Origin of the sequence: Marinobacter sp., from assembly GCF_052091845.1 — a bacterium.
Classification (GTDB): domain Bacteria; phylum Pseudomonadota; class Gammaproteobacteria; order Pseudomonadales; family Oleiphilaceae; genus Marinobacter.
Window position 1 is genome coordinate 14,285 of the sequence record NZ_JBQDCO010000032.1, and the last position, 15,715, is coordinate 29,999.

Sequence of the window (15,715 nt, forward strand, 5' to 3'; positions counted from 1 at the left end):
GACGTGTCAGGGTTATGTGTGCGAAAATGCCGGCCTTAAATAGACAGGCTGGTGTGATTACAGTATCCACAGTTTGTAGGTTATTCAATCAGCAGAATGTGGGATTGTCCCGGGAGTTCCCTTGGCAGACTTTGTTTTGATCGAAGGCCTGGTTGTAGAGACCGTGGTGGGTGTCTATGACTGGGAGCGCAACGTCACTCAGGCGCTGGTTGTGGATCTTGAGATGGTTTGGGATAACCGCATTCCTGGTGTGTCTGACGATGTGTCAGATGCATTGGATTATGCCTTGGTCAGTGAGCGTGCAGGGCGATGCCTGAAAGAGCTCAAACCTAAATTGCTTGAGCATGGTGCCGAGGTTCTGGCGAAGATGTTGCAGCAAGAATTTGGCGTTAGCTGGCTTCGACTTACATTGCGCAAGCCCGGAGCTGTACCTGCCGCCCGGTCTGTAGGCGTGTGTATAGAAAGAGGAACCCGCTAATGCCCGGGCAGGTTTCAGTGTATATCGGCATTGGCAGTAATATCGACAGGGAGCGATATGTTTGCGCGGCCCTGGATGCCCTGGCTGGCTGGTTTGGGGAGCTGAGTATTTCCCCGGTGTATGAAAGTGAGGCAGTGGGATTTGACGGCGCGCCGTTTCTGAACCTGGTGGTCGGCGTGAAAACAAGCTTGTCTGTGGGTGAATTGTCAAAGCAATTCAAGCGGCTGGAGGTGGACAATGGCCGCTGCCCGGACGCCCTGAAATTCAGTGAAAAAACGCTGGACCTTGATATTTTGACCTACGGCGAGGCGGTAGGCCGGTTGGACGGCGTTGAATTACCAAGGGCCGAGATCATCAAGAATGCCTACGTACTGCGCCCGCTGGCGGAACTTGCCCCTACCGTGAAACATCCTGTGTGCCGGAAAAGTTATCTGGAACTCTGGCAGGCACATTGCACCGGCCAGAAACTTTGGCCGGTGGACTTTTATTGGCAGGGGCGATTGATATCACAGGCGGTTGGCTGAGCAGAATAGCCTGATCAGGTTGTCCGTAGCGCTGTCGCTTGCTTCATCTGCTGTGTTTGAATGCAGGAGCCTTGGCAAAATATCCTGGCCAAGCTGCTTGCCCAGTTCTACGCCCCATTGATCAAACGAATCAATATCCCAGATCACACCCTGCACAAAAGTGCGATGTTCGTACAATGCGATCAGCGCGCCCACGGTTTCCGGTGTCACCTTTTTCATTATCAGCGTGTTGCTGGGCTGATTGCCGGGGACGGCTTTGTGTGGTGCCAATCGCTCAATATCTGTATCGCTCGCGCCAGCCGCCGCCAACTCGGCTTTCGCCTCTTCTAAAGTTTTACCCTTCATCATCGCCCGGGACTGCCCCAGGCAGTTGGCAAAAAGGTCGGCGTGATGGGTGGCGACCGGATTATGGGTTTGCAGAGGAATGATGAAGTCTGCTGGAACCAACCGGGTGCCCTGGTGAATCAGTTGATGGTAAGCATGCTGGCCATTGGCGCCGACGCCGCCCCAAATGACCGGCCCTGATTGATATTCCAGGGGCTCCCCGTGCTGGCTTACCCGTTTGCCGTTACTTTCCATATCCAGCTGTTGCAGATGGTCAGGCAAGCTGCGCAGGTAGTGGTCGTAAGGCAGTATGGCGTGGGTTTGCGCGCCCCAGAAATTGTTGTACCAAACACCCAGCATGGCCATAACAACGGGCAGGTTCTCGTTCAATGGGGCGTCGCGGAAATGGGTGTCCATGGCGTGGGCCCCGGCGAGAAGTGCCCGGAAGTTGTCCATGCCGACTGTGAGCGCCACCGGCAGGCCTATGGCGGACCAAAGAGAATACCGGCCGCCTACCCAGTCCCACATGGGGAACACATTGTCGGGACCAACGCCAAAGTCACAGGCGGCGACCGTATTGGCTGTCACCGCTATAAAATGGTTGGCAACCGCTTGCCTGTTGCCGCTGCGCTGAACCAACCATTCACGGGCGACGTGGCTATTTTCCAGAGTTTCCCGCGTGCCGAAGGATTTCGACTGAACCAGAAACAGTGTGGTTTCAGGGTTGATCTTTGCCAGCGTCTCGCAGATCTCTGTGCCATCAATATTGGCTACGTAATGGCAGTTGAGGCCGGATGACTGGTATGGCTGCAGTGCTTCAGACACTAATTTGGGGCCCAAAAAGGAGCCGCCTATGCCAATGCTGACCACATCGGTAAACGCTTTTCCGGTATAACCGGTGCGCGACTGGTTCAGTACTCCCTGCACAAAGGTGTCCATACGGGCCAGTGTCGCGTTTACTTCTGCGACCACATTCTGGCCATCAATTGAAATAGTGTCGGTGCCAGGGTTGCGCAATGCCGTATGCAGTGCCGGGCGGTCTTCGGTCTTGTTTACTTTGTCCCCGCGAAGCAAGGCCGTTCTGCGCTCTTCCAGTTTGCAGCTGCGGGCCAACTGCATCAGCGCCTCCAGAACTTCATCGGTCAGGCGGTTTTTGGAGAAATCCAGAGACAGCCCCGCACCGTCGATGAAATAACGTTTTGCTCTTTCGGGATCGTCTGCAAAAAGAGCTTTCATGGGGCTGTTCTGAAGGCTGTCCCGAAGGGCTACTAGCGTTTGCCATTCGGGCGAGGTGGTCAGTGCTTTGCGTGGCGAGTTCATCAGAGAGTCCTTTCCTGGTGGGTAGGCGCAATGCCTCAGCGAGTGATGGAGATATTATCAATCAGCCGGGTGGTGCCAAGGTATGCAGCTGCCAGCAGCGTTATATCGCGGTCTTCGGGCGTGGCCGGTTTCAGGGTCTGACTATTTGCAATATTGAAGTAATCCAGTCGCAGGCCGGCATCGCGCAGTTGGTCGCCTGCTTCTTGCGCAAGCATCTGTAGGTCGCCGTGTCCGTTGGTTATCTTCGTGGCGGCGGACTGGAGTACCTGGTAAATAACCGGGGCGGTTTTGCGCTCATCATCGGAGAGGTAGCCGTTGCGAGAGCTTTTGGCCAAGCCGTCTTCTTCACGAATAGTCGTTGCGCCAATCACTTCAACCGGCATCATTAGATCCCGTGTCATCTTGCGGATAACCGCCAGCTGTTGGAAATCTTTCTCGCCGAACACGGCGAAATCGGGCTGAATCATATTGAACAGCACAGACACTACCGTTGCAACACCTTCAAAGTGCCCGGGTCGGCTGGCTCCGCAGTGACCATCGCTGACCTCCGGCACCACTACCCGGGTATGCCGTGCAAGGCCGTCTGGATAGACCTCTTCGGCAGAAGGAGCGAATACCAGGGTGTTGCCGGCTGCGTCGAGCTTCTCCTGGTCGCCAATCAGGGTTCGGGGGTAGGTGTCCAGATCCTCATTGGCGCCAAACTGCATCGGGTTAACAAAAATACTGGTGATCACAATATCTGCCGCTTCTGCAGCTTTGCGAACCAGTGAAATATGCCCCTCATGCAGGTTGCCCATGGTGGGGATCAGGCCGATGGTTTTTTCCTGCTGGCGATAACCGCGGAGGATGGCGCGCAGTTCTTTCAGTGAATGGACGGTTCTCATGCCTTGAACGTATGCTCCTCGGCGGGGAATGTGCGCTCACGCACTGCTTTTGCGTAGGCGGTAATGGCTTCCTGAATGGAGTCTGTCTCTGCCAGGAAGTTCTTTACAAAACGTGGTTTACGGCCGCTGGTGATGCCTAGCATGTCGTGCAGTACCAAAATCTGGCCGTCGGTATCGGCGCCTGCACCAATGCCAATAACAGGGGCTTTAACGGCTTGGGCAATGCGGGCGGCCAAAGGTGCAGGTACACATTCCAGAAGAATGATGTCAGCGCCGGCTGCCTCTAATTCGCAGGCATGCTCTATCATTTTCTCTGCTGCTTTTTCATCCCGACCCTGAACCTTATAGCCGCCAAACTTGTTAACGAATTGCGGTGTCAGGCCCAGGTGAGCACAAACCGGAACGGCTCGCTGGCTCAGCGCAGTGATGGTTTCTTTCATCCAGTCCGTGCCCTCAAGCTTAACCATGTGGGCGCCTGCCCGCATGAGCTCTGCGGCGTTTTCCAGAGCGGCATCTACCGTGCCGTAGCTCATGAATGGCATGTCTGCCATGATCAGAGAGCCCTGGTTGCCTTTGGCAACACAGCTGGTGTGGTACACGATTTGCTCCATGGTGACTGGCAGGGTGCTGTCGTGCCCCTGAAGCACCATGCCAAGCGAATCGCCAATGAGAATAACGTCTACTCCGGCTTCGCTGACTACCTGGGAGAATGTTGCATCATAAGAGGTGAGGGCGGAGAAGGCTTCGCCCTTTTGCTTATATTCCCGCAGGGTGTTGATGGTAACAGCCATAAAATCCTTGCCTTTAGGGTAGGTGGGCCAAGACCGCGCCGAAATAGCCGGCGTTAAGGTGCTAAGGGTAATCCGGAGGAGGAAGTCTGCGCAACTGGTTGTCTGGGCATTGTGACCTCAGACTGGCAATTGCAACACCGTCTGGCAGCGTCAGGTCGGGGTTTAGATCGAGTAACGGCTGAAGAACAAAGTCTCGGTAAGGGAGCTCTCGATGAGGGATGGTCAGCCGCTCGTCGTCGAGTGTTTGGTTGCCAAATACCAGAAGATCCAGGTCAAGTGTGCGCGGGCCCCAGTGCCTGTGTCGCTTCCGCCCGTGAGCTTGCTCAATCGACTGAAGCTGATCGAGCAGGGTATGAGGCGTAAGCTCAGTACTAAGCCATACCGCGCCGTTTACAAAGTCTGGTTGGTCCTGTGGGCCCACAGGACGACTGGCGTAAAACGGAGATTGTGCGATAAGCGTGGTTTGGGGCAGCACGGCTAACTCCGCGACAGCTTTGGCTAGCTGGGCCGCAGGTTCTTTCAGGTTACTGCCCAGTCCAATATAGGCGTCTGTTTGCATCAGGGTGCTGGCCGCTGTGCTGGTTTGCGGCGCCGGCGTTTTTTGGGCGCGTCGCTGGACAGCTCTGAAAGCATGCGCTCCTGCCCGCGCTCATCCAGGCGCTGAAACTCTGTCCACCAGTCACCGAGTCCCGGCTCGATTTCGCCGCAAGCCTCTCGAACCAGTAAGAAGTCGTAGGCGGCACGAAACCTTTGGTGGCTCATGGTTACAAAAGCCCGTTTACCCTGCCGGCGGGGCAGTCGCATCTGCAATTCCCATATTTCCTTCATAGGACCTGAAAAGCGCTTGGGTATCGAAGTTGCCTGAACCTGGCGGCCGATCACTTTGCCAATGGCGCCGTGCAGAGCGGGCTGTACCGGGTCGCCGTTATCCTGACGGTGGTTCCACTCCCGCTGCAGTGCGGGCCAGAGCATGGCGGCAAAAAGGAAATAGGGCGTGACCGACTTTCCCTGGGCAATGCGGGCGTCAGTGTTGCGCAGTGCCTGGCGAATCAATTCGTCTGGCTCACCGGCCTCAATGGCCCTGACGGTTTCCGGGAACAGTGGCGCAAGCAGATTGTAGCGGGTGAGAAGATCGTAGGTTGCCTCGCCATGGCCGGCTGAGAAAAGTTTGAGCACTTCTTCAAACAGCCGCGCCGGTGGAATGTGCGTCAGCAGCGGCGCCAGTTCCCCTATGGGAGCTTCGGTTTCCGGCTCTATTTCAAAGCCCAGTTTGGCGGCGAAGCGGATGGCGCGGAGCATGCGCACCGGATCTTCCCGGTAACGGGTTTCCGGGTCGCCTATCAAGCGCAGTTGCTGGTTGCGAAGGTCCTCAATGCCGTTGGCAAAATCAATCACGGTAAAGTCGCGAATGCAGTAGTAAAGTGCGTTGACTGTAAAGTCTCGGCGCAGCGCGTCTTCTTCCAGGTTACCGTAAACGTTGTCTCGCAGCAGTTGGCCGTGTTCACTGGTTTTGCGGTCGTCATCGGCGCTGTCTTTGTCGGCCTGGTTTGCGTTGCCACGGAAGGTGGTCACTTCAATGACCTCACGCCCGAATACAACGTGCACAATCCGAAAGCGCCTGCCGATCAGACGAGAATTGCGAAACAGGTCGTGTACTTCTTCGGGAGTTGCGTTGGTGGCTATGTCGAAATCTTTGGGGCGCTGTCCCAGAAGAATGTCGCGCACGCCACCACCTACCAGGTAAGCCTCGTAGCCGGATTTGTTGAGACGGCTGAGAACCTTTTTGGCAGGCTCGCTGATAACAGAACGTGAGACGTTATGCTGGTCTCTGGGAACTTCCCGTCGCTGATAAGCCCGTGTCTTTTTGTTTCCGTTTCCGGGAATGAACGAGCGTAATTTATCAACGGACTGTTCGAGGATGGAGGAGAATGTTTTTGACATTGAAATCCGTGGTTGCGGTGAGCAAAACCGAGAGTTTAACGGTTTGAGCAGGATTTGCACACGTTTAACATGCTCCAGATAATCAAAAGGCGGGTCCGCGTTAGCGAACCCGCCCTCAAAACGTTGACGATCTGCATTGTTTTTATTTTTGCCGGGATTTTTCTTCGTTTTTGTACCCCACTGTATATCCTCAAATTTGAGGCTTCTCAGCAGTGCAAACGGAAGGCTTTGAACACAATGAGCAGTCAAAGACATCGAGCAAGTCATTGGTAGGTGCGGTGTCACCTCGTGGGCGATTCTTCTCTGCATCTCTACAACTTACACGTGCCAAGGGACTACCAAAAAAGCAAAGTACCCAAAACACTCAGTTCGCTCACGTTCTATTTTTGTTTTTGTTGCTGAACGTATTCCCGCAGCTTTTTGTTTTTGTTGTGGCGCTGCTTTGTCACTGTTGTTTTTGTTGTTGTGCGCTTAATAGATTGCAGTTGGTGTGCCAGCTTTTGAAAGTTGTTTATTAACAGGCGTTTAGGTTTTTTGAGAAGATAAGTGTTACCCCGTACTTTGTATAAGTGTTACCCGAAATGAATGGTGGCCTTATGAAGTGTTACCAAGAGGAACACACGGTAACAGCTGAGCGTGGGTTCATGCTTTCGGGACAAGACAAAAGATTCGCCTTATCCCGAAAAGCTCAGTTGCCTGAGGTTTTTTTGCGGGGTATGCCAAGTCGTTGCCGGCGTTCCCACAGGGATTTTCGGCTGATGCCCAGTTTTTGCGCCAATTCGGTTTCGCTCATGCGATCCTGGTTTTCCAGAACAAAGTGCTGAAAGTAGTCTTCCAGGGAAAGGTCGTTGGTGCTATCTGCTTCGCGGGTTGGGAGCTGCTCATTATTACCTTCTACCAATGTCTCCGGGATGTACTCATCGCCATTTTCACTGTCGAGGTCCAGCAAGGACGGTGTGATAATATCGCCGTCACACAGAATGCTGGCTCTCTCTATAGCATTCTCCAGCTCGCGTACGTTGCCGGGCCAGCGGTGCCGCTCCAATGCCCGCATGGCTTCGGGGCTAAGGTTCAGGTTGGGTTTGCCCACCTTGTTGCCCTGAGAGGCAAGGAAGCGCCGGGTAAGTCCCAAAATGTCACTTTGGCGTTCGCGCAGGGGCGGGATTCGTATCTGCATGACGTTGAGGCGGTAGTAGAGGTCTTCCCGAAAGCCGCCGGTGCGGGTCATTGCCTTTAAATTACGGTGGGTCGCGGCAATCATGCGCACATTTACCTTCCGGCTCTGAGTTGACCCCACCTTGCGGATCTCGCTTTCCTGAAGCACTCGTAGCAGTCGCGCCTGTGCTTCTGCGGGTAACTCACCAATCTCGTCTAAAAACAGGCTGCCGCCATCTGCCGCTTCAATCAGGCCGGTTCTGGCAGAGACAGCGCCGGTGAAGGCTCCTCGTTCGTGGCCAAACAGCTCGGATTCTATGAGGCTTTCCGGAATGGCTGCGCAGTTTACCGAGATCAGTGGTTTTGCTGCTCGCGGGCTGGAAAGATGCAGGGCCCGGGCAACCAGTTCTTTACCTGTACCTGATTCGCCCTGCACAAGCACAGTTGTTTCTGTTGGCGCTACTTTGCGTATAAGCGTGAAAACCCGCTGCATGGGTTCGCATTGGCCATACATGATGCTGGCGGGGTCGCCGTCTTCTGGCGACGCTGCGGTCTCTTCCTGCTTTTTCCGGGTTGATGGCAGGGTTCTGGCCAGAATGCCTTCCACAGCGGCCAGCATTTCATCGTGATCAAACGGTTTGGCAATATACTCAACCGCGCCCATTTTCATGGAATCCACTGCGGAGCGCAGGCTGGCATAGCTGGTCATGATAAGCACCGGGGTGTTCGGCGCCCGGTTGATAAGCTCTGTGCCGGCTGCTCCAGGCAGGCGCAGGTCTGAAATGATCAGATCAAACTGGTCAGGATCGTGGCGCTGCTCAGCCTCTTCAACTGAGCCGACATCTTCAGCCTCATAGCCTGCATGTACCAGCAATTTGCGCACAGCTGAGCGAATAATGTCTTCATCTTCCACGATCAGAATTCGGGGCATAGTAGTCTCAGAACCTTTCGTTCGGGCGGATGGCGGAGTTTTCTGTCTCCGGCTCATAAGCGGGAAGCTTGAGTCGTACACAGGTGCCAAGCCCGGTCGCAGGGTCTGCTGGGCTTTCAACCTGAATGTTGCCGTAGTGCTCTTCAATGATGCTATACACTAACGACAAACCAAGGCCGGTTCCCTTACTGGTCGCCTTGGTGGTGTAGAAGGGCTCGAACACGTGATCAAGTTGATCCACGGGTATGCCCGAGCCCTGATCTGCTATCTCGATGATAGCCGAGTAGCCGTCTTCCTTGCCAGCCACCCGAACATAGCCGCCTTCCGGGGAGGCGTCCCGGGCGTTGGCCAGCAGGTTCACAAACACTTGCACAAGCCGTTGTTCGTCGCCGAGTATCAAGAGGGTGTCAGGGCAGTCATTGGTGTAATGAATGCCCAGCCCCTGATCACTGAGGGAAAGAAGGTTGATGGACTCGCCCACGCAGCGCCGAATACTTACTGGCTCATAGAGGTTGGCCTGAGAGTGATTGCCGGTGCGGGCGAAATTCATCAACGACTGCAAGATGGTCGATATGCGCCGGGTTTGCTGCTGGATTTGGCTGGCGGTTTCCAGAATTTCGGGATTGTCGGTTTCGAGCCTGAGGTTCTGGGCCAGTGAGGAGATGCCCGTGACCGGGTTGCCGATTTCGTGGGCAACACCCGCCGCCAAACGCCCAACAGACGCCAGACGTTCGCTGTGCATCAGCTCGTCTTCCAGTAATCGGGTTTCAGTTTGGTCTTCCACCAGAATGATACTGCCGCCATCCGGATGATCCGGGCCGCTCAAGGCAGCCTTGTGAAGATTCAGCCAGTGCGGCCGACCTTTTAAATCCAGCCGGTGTTTATAGCGGTGCAGATCTTCGCCGCTGTTGAAATCATCCAGCAGGTGATGCCAGTGGTCTGGCAATGCTCTCAGTTGCGCGCCAACAACATCGTCAGCGGTGATGCCGGTGAGCTCTTCAATGGCCTGATTCCACATCAGGATTTCACCATCTTCACCTACAGAACAGGCAGGTATAGGAAGATTTTGAAGGGTTTGGCGGTAATGTCGGCGCAGGTTGTCCAGTTCGCCTGCCAGGCCGGTGAGGCGGTTCTGGTAGTCACCCAGTGCGCGTTCAACGTAGCGGATATCCTGGGCTGTGCCGCCCCGGGCCAAAGGCTTGAAGCCCAGGTGGCGTTTGACCATGTCCCGGGCAACTGACGGGCCCAGTAATCCCGACAGGTTAATTTCAACCTGATCGCGCAGCCGTCTTAACTGGTAGGGCCGGTATTCCACATTGGGTAACTTTAGCTGGTCCAGTGCCCGGGTTATTTCTCGTTTGCCGGCGTCAAAGCCAAGAGGTTCGGCCAGTTGGCGCACAAAGTCGGCAGAGGAGTTTGCCAGTAGCTCGCGCCGTTGTGGGCGTGTTAGCGCGCCCATCGAGCAGGCCTGGGCGGCACTGGTTTCTTCACTGGAACTGCCGCTAAGAACGGATATTAGCGTGAATACCGACAGGTTTGCCGTCAGGCTAACGAAGGTGAATATATGCCAGTTGCCGTAATCGGGAACTATGGGCGCGTTCAGCCAGCCCAGCAAGTTGGCGGTGTGAGAAAACGGGAGTACGAGAGTAATCAGCCAGATAACCAGACCTGTAATCAGCCCGGCAATCAGCCCCCGCCGGTTGCCCTCGGGCCAGTAGATAACGCCCAGGGCGCCAGGCAGCAGTTGCAGTGTGCCGGCAAGGGATATAGCCCCGAGAATGGACAGGTCCAGATTTTTGCCGAGGGTTTCGTGAAATAGCAGGGCCAGCAAAATAATAGCCGCAATCAAAAGGCGCTTAACCCACTGCAGCCAGCGGTAGATATCGCCCTGATCTTTCGGCGTTCTTAAGGGCAGAACCAGGTGATTCAAAACCATGCCCGCCAAGGCCAGGGTGCTCACAATCATCAGGCCGCTGGCAGCCGATAGCCCGGCAATATACATGAACAGGGTCAGCGCTGGGCTTTCCAGGGCCTGGGCGACGCCAATGGTGTAAAAATCAGGGCTTACGGTAACACCAAGCTCTTGCCCACCCCAAAGAATCAGTGGTACAGGAATGCCCAGTAGTAATAGGTACAACGGCAGGCCCCAGCTGGCTTTAGCCAAGGCTTTGGGCGACGGGTTTTCGCTGAAAGTCATGTGGTACATGTGAGGCAGTACCAGGGCGCCGGCAAAGGACATCAGCATAAGCGCGCGCCAACTGCCATCGTCGATACTCAGCGACATGGTGCCTGGCGACGTGGCTGCGTTACTTGCAAGCCATGTGTCCAGGCCGCTCATGCCACCAAATACGCCAAAGAGAATAACGCCGCCAATCACCAGTAGCGCCGCCAGCTTAATCAGAGAGTCGAAGGCGATAGCCAACACCAGGCCCGGGTGGTTATCTGCCTCCTGGTGGCGCCGGGCGCCAAAAAGCATGGCAAACAGCACCACAATCAGACTGAACATAACACTGATCAGGTGTGGGGAGGTGTCTGGCGCAAGTATGCTGGCGGAGGTGGAAACAGCCTGTATCTGCATGCTTAGCAACGATAATATGGCGCCGCCAGAGCACAGGGTAACGAGTGTTCCCGCCCACTGGCTGCGGTATCGGTAAGCGAATAAATCTGCCAGAGAAGTGAGCTGGTAGGCGCGGCCAATGCGCATGATTGGGTTCAGCAGAACCGGCGCTAATAAAAAAGCACCGCTAATGCCGAGATAGTAGGCCAGAAAGCCGTAGCCAGTTTCAGCGGCCAGGCCTATAGCTGCGTAGACTGCCCAGATGCCGGCGTAAACACCCAGGCTGAGGGTGTAGACCAGTGGGTGACGAACCCAGTGTCGGGGCAGCATGTTGCGCTCGGTTACCCAAGCGATGCCGAACAAGAGAACAAGGTATGAGAGGCTGGCAAAGAGCAGCCCGGAGGCACTAAAACTCATTGGGGTCTCGCCGCCATTCCAGCCAAAATCCGATGGCAATAAGGACAGACCAGATTAAGAATGGGCTGTACCAGACATTCCCGGGGGACGTCCACCAGTCGAGAATGTTGGGTGAAAAAATATAGATGGCCAGAACCAGCAAAAAAACCAGTCGATAGATGTACATCAGGCATGCGATCCGCGCTGGGGTTTGTGAAAGGCTTTATACCACGGCAGTCACCAGGGTGTCAGGTACGCGGCCCCGGGTTCCCAGTGTGTACAGGCCCATTGCAACAGATTGTCGACCGATCCGGCCAGCAATGATGTGGGTGGTTGTTGGTTCAGGGCGCTCAGTGCAGCAAACAGGTTTTTTACCGGCGTGTGATTATCCAGCGCTGGTGCATGGTTCTGTTTTGATAGCTTCTGCCCGTCATTGTTAACAATGACGGGAATGTGCAACCAGTGGGGCGGTGCAGCCCCAAGCGCACGATAAACTTGCAGTTGCTGGGCGGTCATGTCCAGCAGGTCAGAGCCTCGCACCACATGGGTAATCCCTTGGGCGATGTCATCTACCACCACAGCGAGCTGGTAGGCAAAAAACCCCTCTTTGCGTAAAAGAACCGGATCATCAATCTCAGCCTGAACAACCTGGCGCTGGGGCCCCAGTAGCTGGTCGTGCCAGTGGCATTGATCATCGCTTAGGGCAAAGCGTATGGCGAAGGGTGCTTCGCGGGCGGTGTCGTTCTCCCGGCAGTGCTGCGGGTGTCGGCCAAAATTGGCTTGTAACTGCTTGCGTGAGCAGCTGCAGCGGTAGGCGTTACCTTCGCTGAGCAAGTGTTGGATAGCGGCGTGATAAGCATCATGGCGCCGTGACTGGAAGAGCGCAGGTTCGCTGGGGAACAGCCCGTGCGCGTCAAGGCTACCGAGGATTTGGCCTGTGGCCTCTGCCGGCTCACGAAGCGGGTCGAGATCCTCAATGCGAATCAGCCATTGTCCGTTCCGGGATTTAGCTTCCAGGTAGCTTGCCAGTGCGGTCACCAGCGAGCCAAAATGCAGAGGACCTGTGGGTGAGGGCGCAAAGCGGCCCCGGTATGGGTGCGGACTGGTCATGAGTCAAACAAATTGGCCGGCAGTGCCTTAACAGGCTGTGCCGGCCAGTTCGGGTTTGCCATCCTAGATGCCTGTTTGGCGCTCGCGGATTTCGGCAAGGGTTTTGCAGTCTATGCACAGTGTTGCTGTTGGGCGTGCCTCAAGGCGGCGAATGCCAATTTCCACACCGCATTGATCGCAAAAGCCGTAGTCGTCCTGATCGATACGGTCGTTTGTCTGATCAATTTTCTTGATCAGCTTGCGCTCACGATCGCGGGTGCGCAGCTCCAGACTGAACTCTTCTTCCTGGGTTGCACGATCACTGGGATCTGCGTAGTTTGCAGCATCTTCTTGCATGTGGTGCATTGTGCGATCCACTTCTTCCATCAGCTCCTGCTTCCATTGCAGCAGCAGATCTTTGAAGTGCTCAAGCATCTCGGCACTCATATATTCTTCACCCTTTTTCATTTCATAAGGGGTGAAGTTGGTAAAACGCTCGCGTGATTGGTCTGCTGTGGTTGCCATATGACCCGGCCTCTTTTTATATACCTCACAAGAACGCTGTGCTTCCCTGCGCGCCAGCCCCCGTCGCGGCGCGGTTATCACTTGGATGAAGCAGTCGTCCTGAAACGGGATTTGGCGGAAAATAGCAGATTAGTCACGGAGGTGCCAGCCCTGTGATGCAACTTTGCTTTTGGAGAGACTATGAAGTTCCCGGAACCCTTGATTGAAGGCCGTCTGATTCGTCGCTATAAGCGCTTTTTGGCCGATGTACGCCTACCGGATGGCAGGGAGGTGACCGCCCATTGCCCTAATACCGGTTCCATGCTGGGGTGCCAGCCGGCCGATGCCAGGGTTTGGCTGAGCCGTAGCAACAACCCGGCGCGTAAACTGGCCTATACTTGGGAGCTTGTTGAAACTGCGCCGGGTACGCTCGCGTGTGTGAATACGGCCAGGCCCAACGCTCAGGCGCGTGAGGCTATTGAAGCCGGCCGTATCGACGAATTGGCGGGTTACAGTCATTGCCGCCCGGAAGTGAGGTATGGTGAGGAGAAAAGCCGTATTGATTTGCTGCTTTCCGGACATGAGACCAAGCCGGATGCCTGGGTAGAGGTGAAGAACGTTACCCTGGAGGAGTCTGGCCAGGGCTATTTCCCGGATGCTGTCACAACCCGGGGTCAGAAACACTTGCGAGAACTGATGGCGCAGGTTGCGCTGGGTGACAGGGCAGTGTTGTTTTTTGTGGTTAACCACACAGGTATAGACACTGTGCGGCCTGCGGATCATATCGACAAACTTTACGGTCAGCTTATACGGCAAGCCCGTGCCGCTGGCGTGGAGGTGGTGGCTTATCGGGCGGGCTTAATCGGTGAGGATGGAGGCCCGACAGGCGAGTTGGCTCTCACCTGGCCTGTCCCGATTATTCTGGAAGCCTGACCTCTAGCCTGCCCTGGTGTTCCCGTACCTCCAGGGCCGTTAGTACGTCGCCTTGGCAAGGCCCGGCAATGCACTCTCCGTCTCCTGGTTTAAACAGTGCGCCGTGGGTGGAGCATTGCAGGAACAGGTTGTCGATATCCATGAAGCGGCCCGGCATCCAGTTCAGTTCAACACCCATGTGAGGACATTTGTTCACGTAGGTTCTGGGGGTATCGCCATCCAGGAACAAAAAACCAGTCAGGGGCAGGGCGTCGGCATGGTTCTCAGGCTTTGTGCCAGCCAGCGAGAATTCGAAAAACTCGCCGGCCTGCACGGTCTGTCTAGTGCAAACGGGTTGCCACAGGCTCATTATGAACTCAGGCCAAAATGCTGCCGGATGCGGTCGGCCACTGCTTCTGCCACCTGGTCCTGATCGGTACGCAGATTGGCCGTGTAAGCTTTTTCATCCATAGTGAGTGGCTCAAACCAGCTTTTTTGTTTGTCCAACAGGTCTATGGTTGCTTCCGACGCATCACCCTTGCGCTTGCGCGCCCATTCTTTGCGTAAATCGTCTGGCGCTTCACAATGGATCAGTGCAAAGGGTACGCCCTGGCTTTCTGCAACCGCTGCAAAAAGCGCGCGCTCTTTCTCTTTCAGGCAGGCGGCATCGACGATTACAGGCAGACCAGCAGAAAGCAGGTCGCTGGCCAGTACTGCCAGGCGTTGGTACGTTTTTTGATTGGCTTCTTCAGTGTACATGAGCCCGCCGGCGGGCGATTGGCTATCGTCCAGTGGCGCCAGTCCATGCAGCCGCTTGCGCTCAATATCAGACCTCAGACGAATAAGGCCCAACTCGCCCGACAAAGCTGCGCTAACACAGGTCTTGCCGCTGGCGGATAGGCCTACCGTAGCCAGTACGTAGCGGTTTGGAATGTTGCTGTAGTCTTCAGCCAACTGAGCATAATCACTATAGCGCTGCATTAACTCCGCTTTTTCTTCTTCGCTCAGTGCGGGGTTAGCCCGGGTGAAGAGGGCTATCTTGCCCCGCACCAATGCACGGTATGCCTTGTAAAGTGGCAGTAAGGGCAGCGCAGAAAAATCGTCCCGGTATTCCAGATAGGTATTCAGAACCAGATTCGCCAGAGCATACTCACGCCGGGATTCCAGATCCATCAGCAAAAACGCCAGGTCGTTGATGACATCAATGCAGCGAAAGGGGTCGCTGAATTCGATGCAGTCAAACACCGTAACCTTGCCGTCATAAATGGTGATATTTGCCAAATGCAGGTCGCCGTGACACTCGCGCACAAATCCGTCGTTTTTGCGTTGTGCAATCAGATCACGGTGGCGCTCGAAGGTGGTTTGAGTCCAGGCTTCAAGGTTCTCCAACTGGCTGAGTAGGGCCGGGTCGTCAATCATCGGACGAATCTGGTCGAAGTTTTCCTGCATTCCCGCGTATACAGCTTCCGGGGTTCCCAGCGGCTTGTGGTCTGGCACAGGTTCCAGGTTGCTATGAAAACCAGCTACTTGTTTTGCCAGGCTGGATAATAGCTCTGGTTTGAGGGCCCCGGTCTCCTGCAGGTGATCAAATAGCTGGTTTTGGCGAAACTGGTGCATTTTCAGAAGGTACTCGAACGGTTCGCCCTCGCCGCCGATAACAGGCTGTTCCGGGGTACCGGTAATGGGCAGCACCTCCAAATACAGGGGCTCTGCCAAACGACTGTTCAGGCGTAGCTCTTCTTCACAAAAGTGCTTGCGACGCACCAGGGTTGAAAAATCAAGGAACCCGAAGTCCATAGGTTTTTTGATCTTGTAGGCGTACTGGCCGGTAAGAATCACCTGGGAGATGTGAGTTTCGATAATCTGGAATCCGTCAACCGGATGGTCGTACAGGTCGGGGTTTTGCATT

The 15,715-nt window shown here is 55.3% G+C and carries 14 protein-coding genes; 3 read left to right on the forward strand and 11 right to left on the reverse strand.

The annotated features are described in order from the left end of the window. Positions 1 to 121: 121 nt before the first annotated feature. Together ACTHYN_RS11265 and folK (ACTHYN_RS11270) are read left to right on the forward strand one after the other, a co-directional pair. Positions 122 to 478 carry a dihydroneopterin aldolase gene (locus tag ACTHYN_RS11265; protein WP_441812546.1) on the forward strand — a complete coding sequence of 119 codons (357 nt, stop codon included), beginning with the start codon at positions 122 to 124 and terminating at the stop codon, positions 476 to 478. Next, a complete protein-coding gene (gene folK / locus ACTHYN_RS11270) occupies positions 478 to 1,002 on the forward strand; it encodes a 2-amino-4-hydroxy-6-hydroxymethyldihydropteridine diphosphokinase (protein WP_441812547.1) in 525 nt (174 codons plus the stop codon). Before ACTHYN_RS11265 ends, folK (ACTHYN_RS11270) begins: the two co-directional genes overlap by 1 nt. Here folK (ACTHYN_RS11270) and pgi read toward each other — a convergent pair. The 9 genes from pgi to dksA all read right to left on the reverse strand — a co-directional run bounded on the left by pgi (position 985) and on the right by dksA (position 12,915). After that, the gene (gene pgi, locus ACTHYN_RS11275; protein WP_441812548.1) at positions 985 to 2,646 is read right to left on the reverse strand and encodes a glucose-6-phosphate isomerase; all 1,662 of its coding nucleotides are present in this window, start codon (positions 2,644 to 2,646) and stop codon (positions 985 to 987) included. The two genes, folK (ACTHYN_RS11270) and pgi, sit on opposite strands and share 18 nt — an antisense overlap. Positions 2,647 to 2,681: 35 nt before the next feature. Continuing rightward, positions 2,682 to 3,530 (reverse strand): pantoate--beta-alanine ligase, encoded by an 849-nt coding sequence (gene panC / locus ACTHYN_RS11280; RefSeq protein ID WP_441812549.1) that lies wholly within the window; start codon positions 3,528 to 3,530, stop codon positions 2,682 to 2,684. Then, positions 3,527 to 4,321, reverse strand: coding sequence for a 3-methyl-2-oxobutanoate hydroxymethyltransferase (gene panB / locus ACTHYN_RS11285; protein ID WP_441812550.1), 795 nt, complete (start codon positions 4,319 to 4,321; stop codon positions 3,527 to 3,529). Before panB ends, panC begins: the two co-directional genes overlap by 4 nt. 61 nt (positions 4,322 to 4,382) lie before the next feature. Further along, a complete protein-coding gene (folK, locus tag ACTHYN_RS11290) occupies positions 4,383 to 4,880 on the reverse strand; it encodes a 2-amino-4-hydroxy-6-hydroxymethyldihydropteridine diphosphokinase (RefSeq protein WP_441812551.1) in 498 nt (165 codons plus the stop codon). Next, positions 4,880 to 6,262: a polynucleotide adenylyltransferase PcnB gene (gene pcnB, locus ACTHYN_RS11295; RefSeq protein ID WP_441812552.1), complete on the reverse strand. Its 1,383-nt coding sequence runs from the start codon at positions 6,260 to 6,262 to the stop codon at positions 4,880 to 4,882. The genes folK (ACTHYN_RS11290) and pcnB overlap by 1 nt, the downstream gene beginning before the upstream one ends. A 688-nt stretch (positions 6,263 to 6,950) precedes the next feature. Next, positions 6,951 to 8,348, reverse strand: a complete 1,398-nt coding sequence (locus ACTHYN_RS11300; protein WP_441812553.1) for a sigma-54-dependent transcriptional regulator — start codon at positions 8,346 to 8,348, stop codon at positions 6,951 to 6,953. Positions 8,349 to 8,355: 7 nt separating this feature from the next. Further along, positions 8,356 to 11,322: an ATP-binding protein gene (locus tag ACTHYN_RS11305; RefSeq protein WP_441812554.1), complete on the reverse strand. Its 2,967-nt coding sequence runs from the start codon at positions 11,320 to 11,322 to the stop codon at positions 8,356 to 8,358. A gap of 216 nt (positions 11,323 to 11,538) precedes the next feature. Further along, complete coding sequence (gluQRS, locus tag ACTHYN_RS11310; RefSeq protein ID WP_441812555.1) at positions 11,539 to 12,411, reverse strand: tRNA glutamyl-Q(34) synthetase GluQRS; 873 nt, start codon at positions 12,409 to 12,411, stop codon at positions 11,539 to 11,541. A 63-nt stretch (positions 12,412 to 12,474) separates the two neighbouring features. Further along, on the reverse strand, positions 12,475 to 12,915 hold the full coding sequence (gene dksA / locus ACTHYN_RS11315) for an RNA polymerase-binding protein DksA (protein ID WP_441812556.1): 441 nt from the start codon (positions 12,913 to 12,915) through the stop codon (positions 12,475 to 12,477). A 180-nt stretch (positions 12,916 to 13,095) separates the two neighbouring features. Between dksA and sfsA the strand changes: the two genes are divergently transcribed. Next, positions 13,096 to 13,827 (forward strand): DNA/RNA nuclease SfsA, encoded by a 732-nt coding sequence (gene sfsA / locus ACTHYN_RS11320; protein ID WP_441812557.1) that lies wholly within the window; start codon positions 13,096 to 13,098, stop codon positions 13,825 to 13,827. On the opposite strand, the gene ACTHYN_RS11325 is transcribed toward sfsA, so the two are convergent. Together ACTHYN_RS11325 and ACTHYN_RS11330 are read right to left on the reverse strand one after the other, a co-directional pair. Next, positions 13,811 to 14,176 carry a Rieske (2Fe-2S) protein gene (locus tag ACTHYN_RS11325; protein WP_441812558.1) on the reverse strand — a complete coding sequence of 122 codons (366 nt, stop codon included), beginning with the start codon at positions 14,174 to 14,176 and terminating at the stop codon, positions 13,811 to 13,813. The two genes, sfsA and ACTHYN_RS11325, sit on opposite strands and share 17 nt — an antisense overlap. Continuing rightward, positions 14,176 to 15,714, reverse strand: coding sequence for an AAA family ATPase (locus ACTHYN_RS11330; RefSeq protein ID WP_441812571.1), 1,539 nt, complete (start codon positions 15,712 to 15,714; stop codon positions 14,176 to 14,178). The genes ACTHYN_RS11325 and ACTHYN_RS11330 overlap by 1 nt, the downstream gene beginning before the upstream one ends. Between the last annotated feature and the right edge of the window lies 1 nt (position 15,715).

Bases quoted from the DNA above. Each gene is read 5' to 3' on its own strand.
- ACTHYN_RS11300 (WP_441812553.1), bottom strand. From the start codon at position 8,348: ATGCCCCGAATTCTGATCGTGGAAGATGAAGACATTATTCGCTCAGCT.
- ACTHYN_RS11330 (WP_441812571.1), bottom strand. From the start codon at position 15,714: ATGCAAAACCCCGACCTGTACGACCATCCGGTTGACGGATTCCAGATT.
- ACTHYN_RS11305 (WP_441812554.1), bottom strand. From the start codon at position 11,322: ATGAGTTTTAGTGCCTCCGGGCTGCTCTTTGCCAGCCTCTCATACCTT.
- sfsA (WP_441812557.1), top strand. From the start codon at position 13,096: ATGAAGTTCCCGGAACCCTTGATTGAAGGCCGTCTGATTCGTCGCTAT.
- folK (WP_441812547.1), top strand. From the start codon at position 478: ATGCCCGGGCAGGTTTCAGTGTATATCGGCATTGGCAGTAATATCGAC.
- gluQRS (WP_441812555.1), bottom strand. From the start codon at position 12,411: ATGACCAGTCCGCACCCATACCGGGGCCGCTTTGCGCCCTCACCCACA.
- panB (WP_441812550.1), bottom strand. From the start codon at position 4,321: ATGGCTGTTACCATCAACACCCTGCGGGAATATAAGCAAAAGGGCGAA.
- pgi (WP_441812548.1), bottom strand. From the start codon at position 2,646: ATGAACTCGCCACGCAAAGCACTGACCACCTCGCCCGAATGGCAAACG.
- folK (WP_441812551.1), bottom strand. From the start codon at position 4,880: ATGCAAACAGACGCCTATATTGGACTGGGCAGTAACCTGAAAGAACCT.
- pcnB (WP_441812552.1), bottom strand. From the start codon at position 6,262: ATGTCAAAAACATTCTCCTCCATCCTCGAACAGTCCGTTGATAAATTA.
- panC (WP_441812549.1), bottom strand. From the start codon at position 3,530: ATGAGAACCGTCCATTCACTGAAAGAACTGCGCGCCATCCTCCGCGGT.
- ACTHYN_RS11325 (WP_441812558.1), bottom strand. From the start codon at position 14,176: ATGAGCCTGTGGCAACCCGTTTGCACTAGACAGACCGTGCAGGCCGGC.
- dksA (WP_441812556.1), bottom strand. From the start codon at position 12,915: ATGGCAACCACAGCAGACCAATCACGCGAGCGTTTTACCAACTTCACC.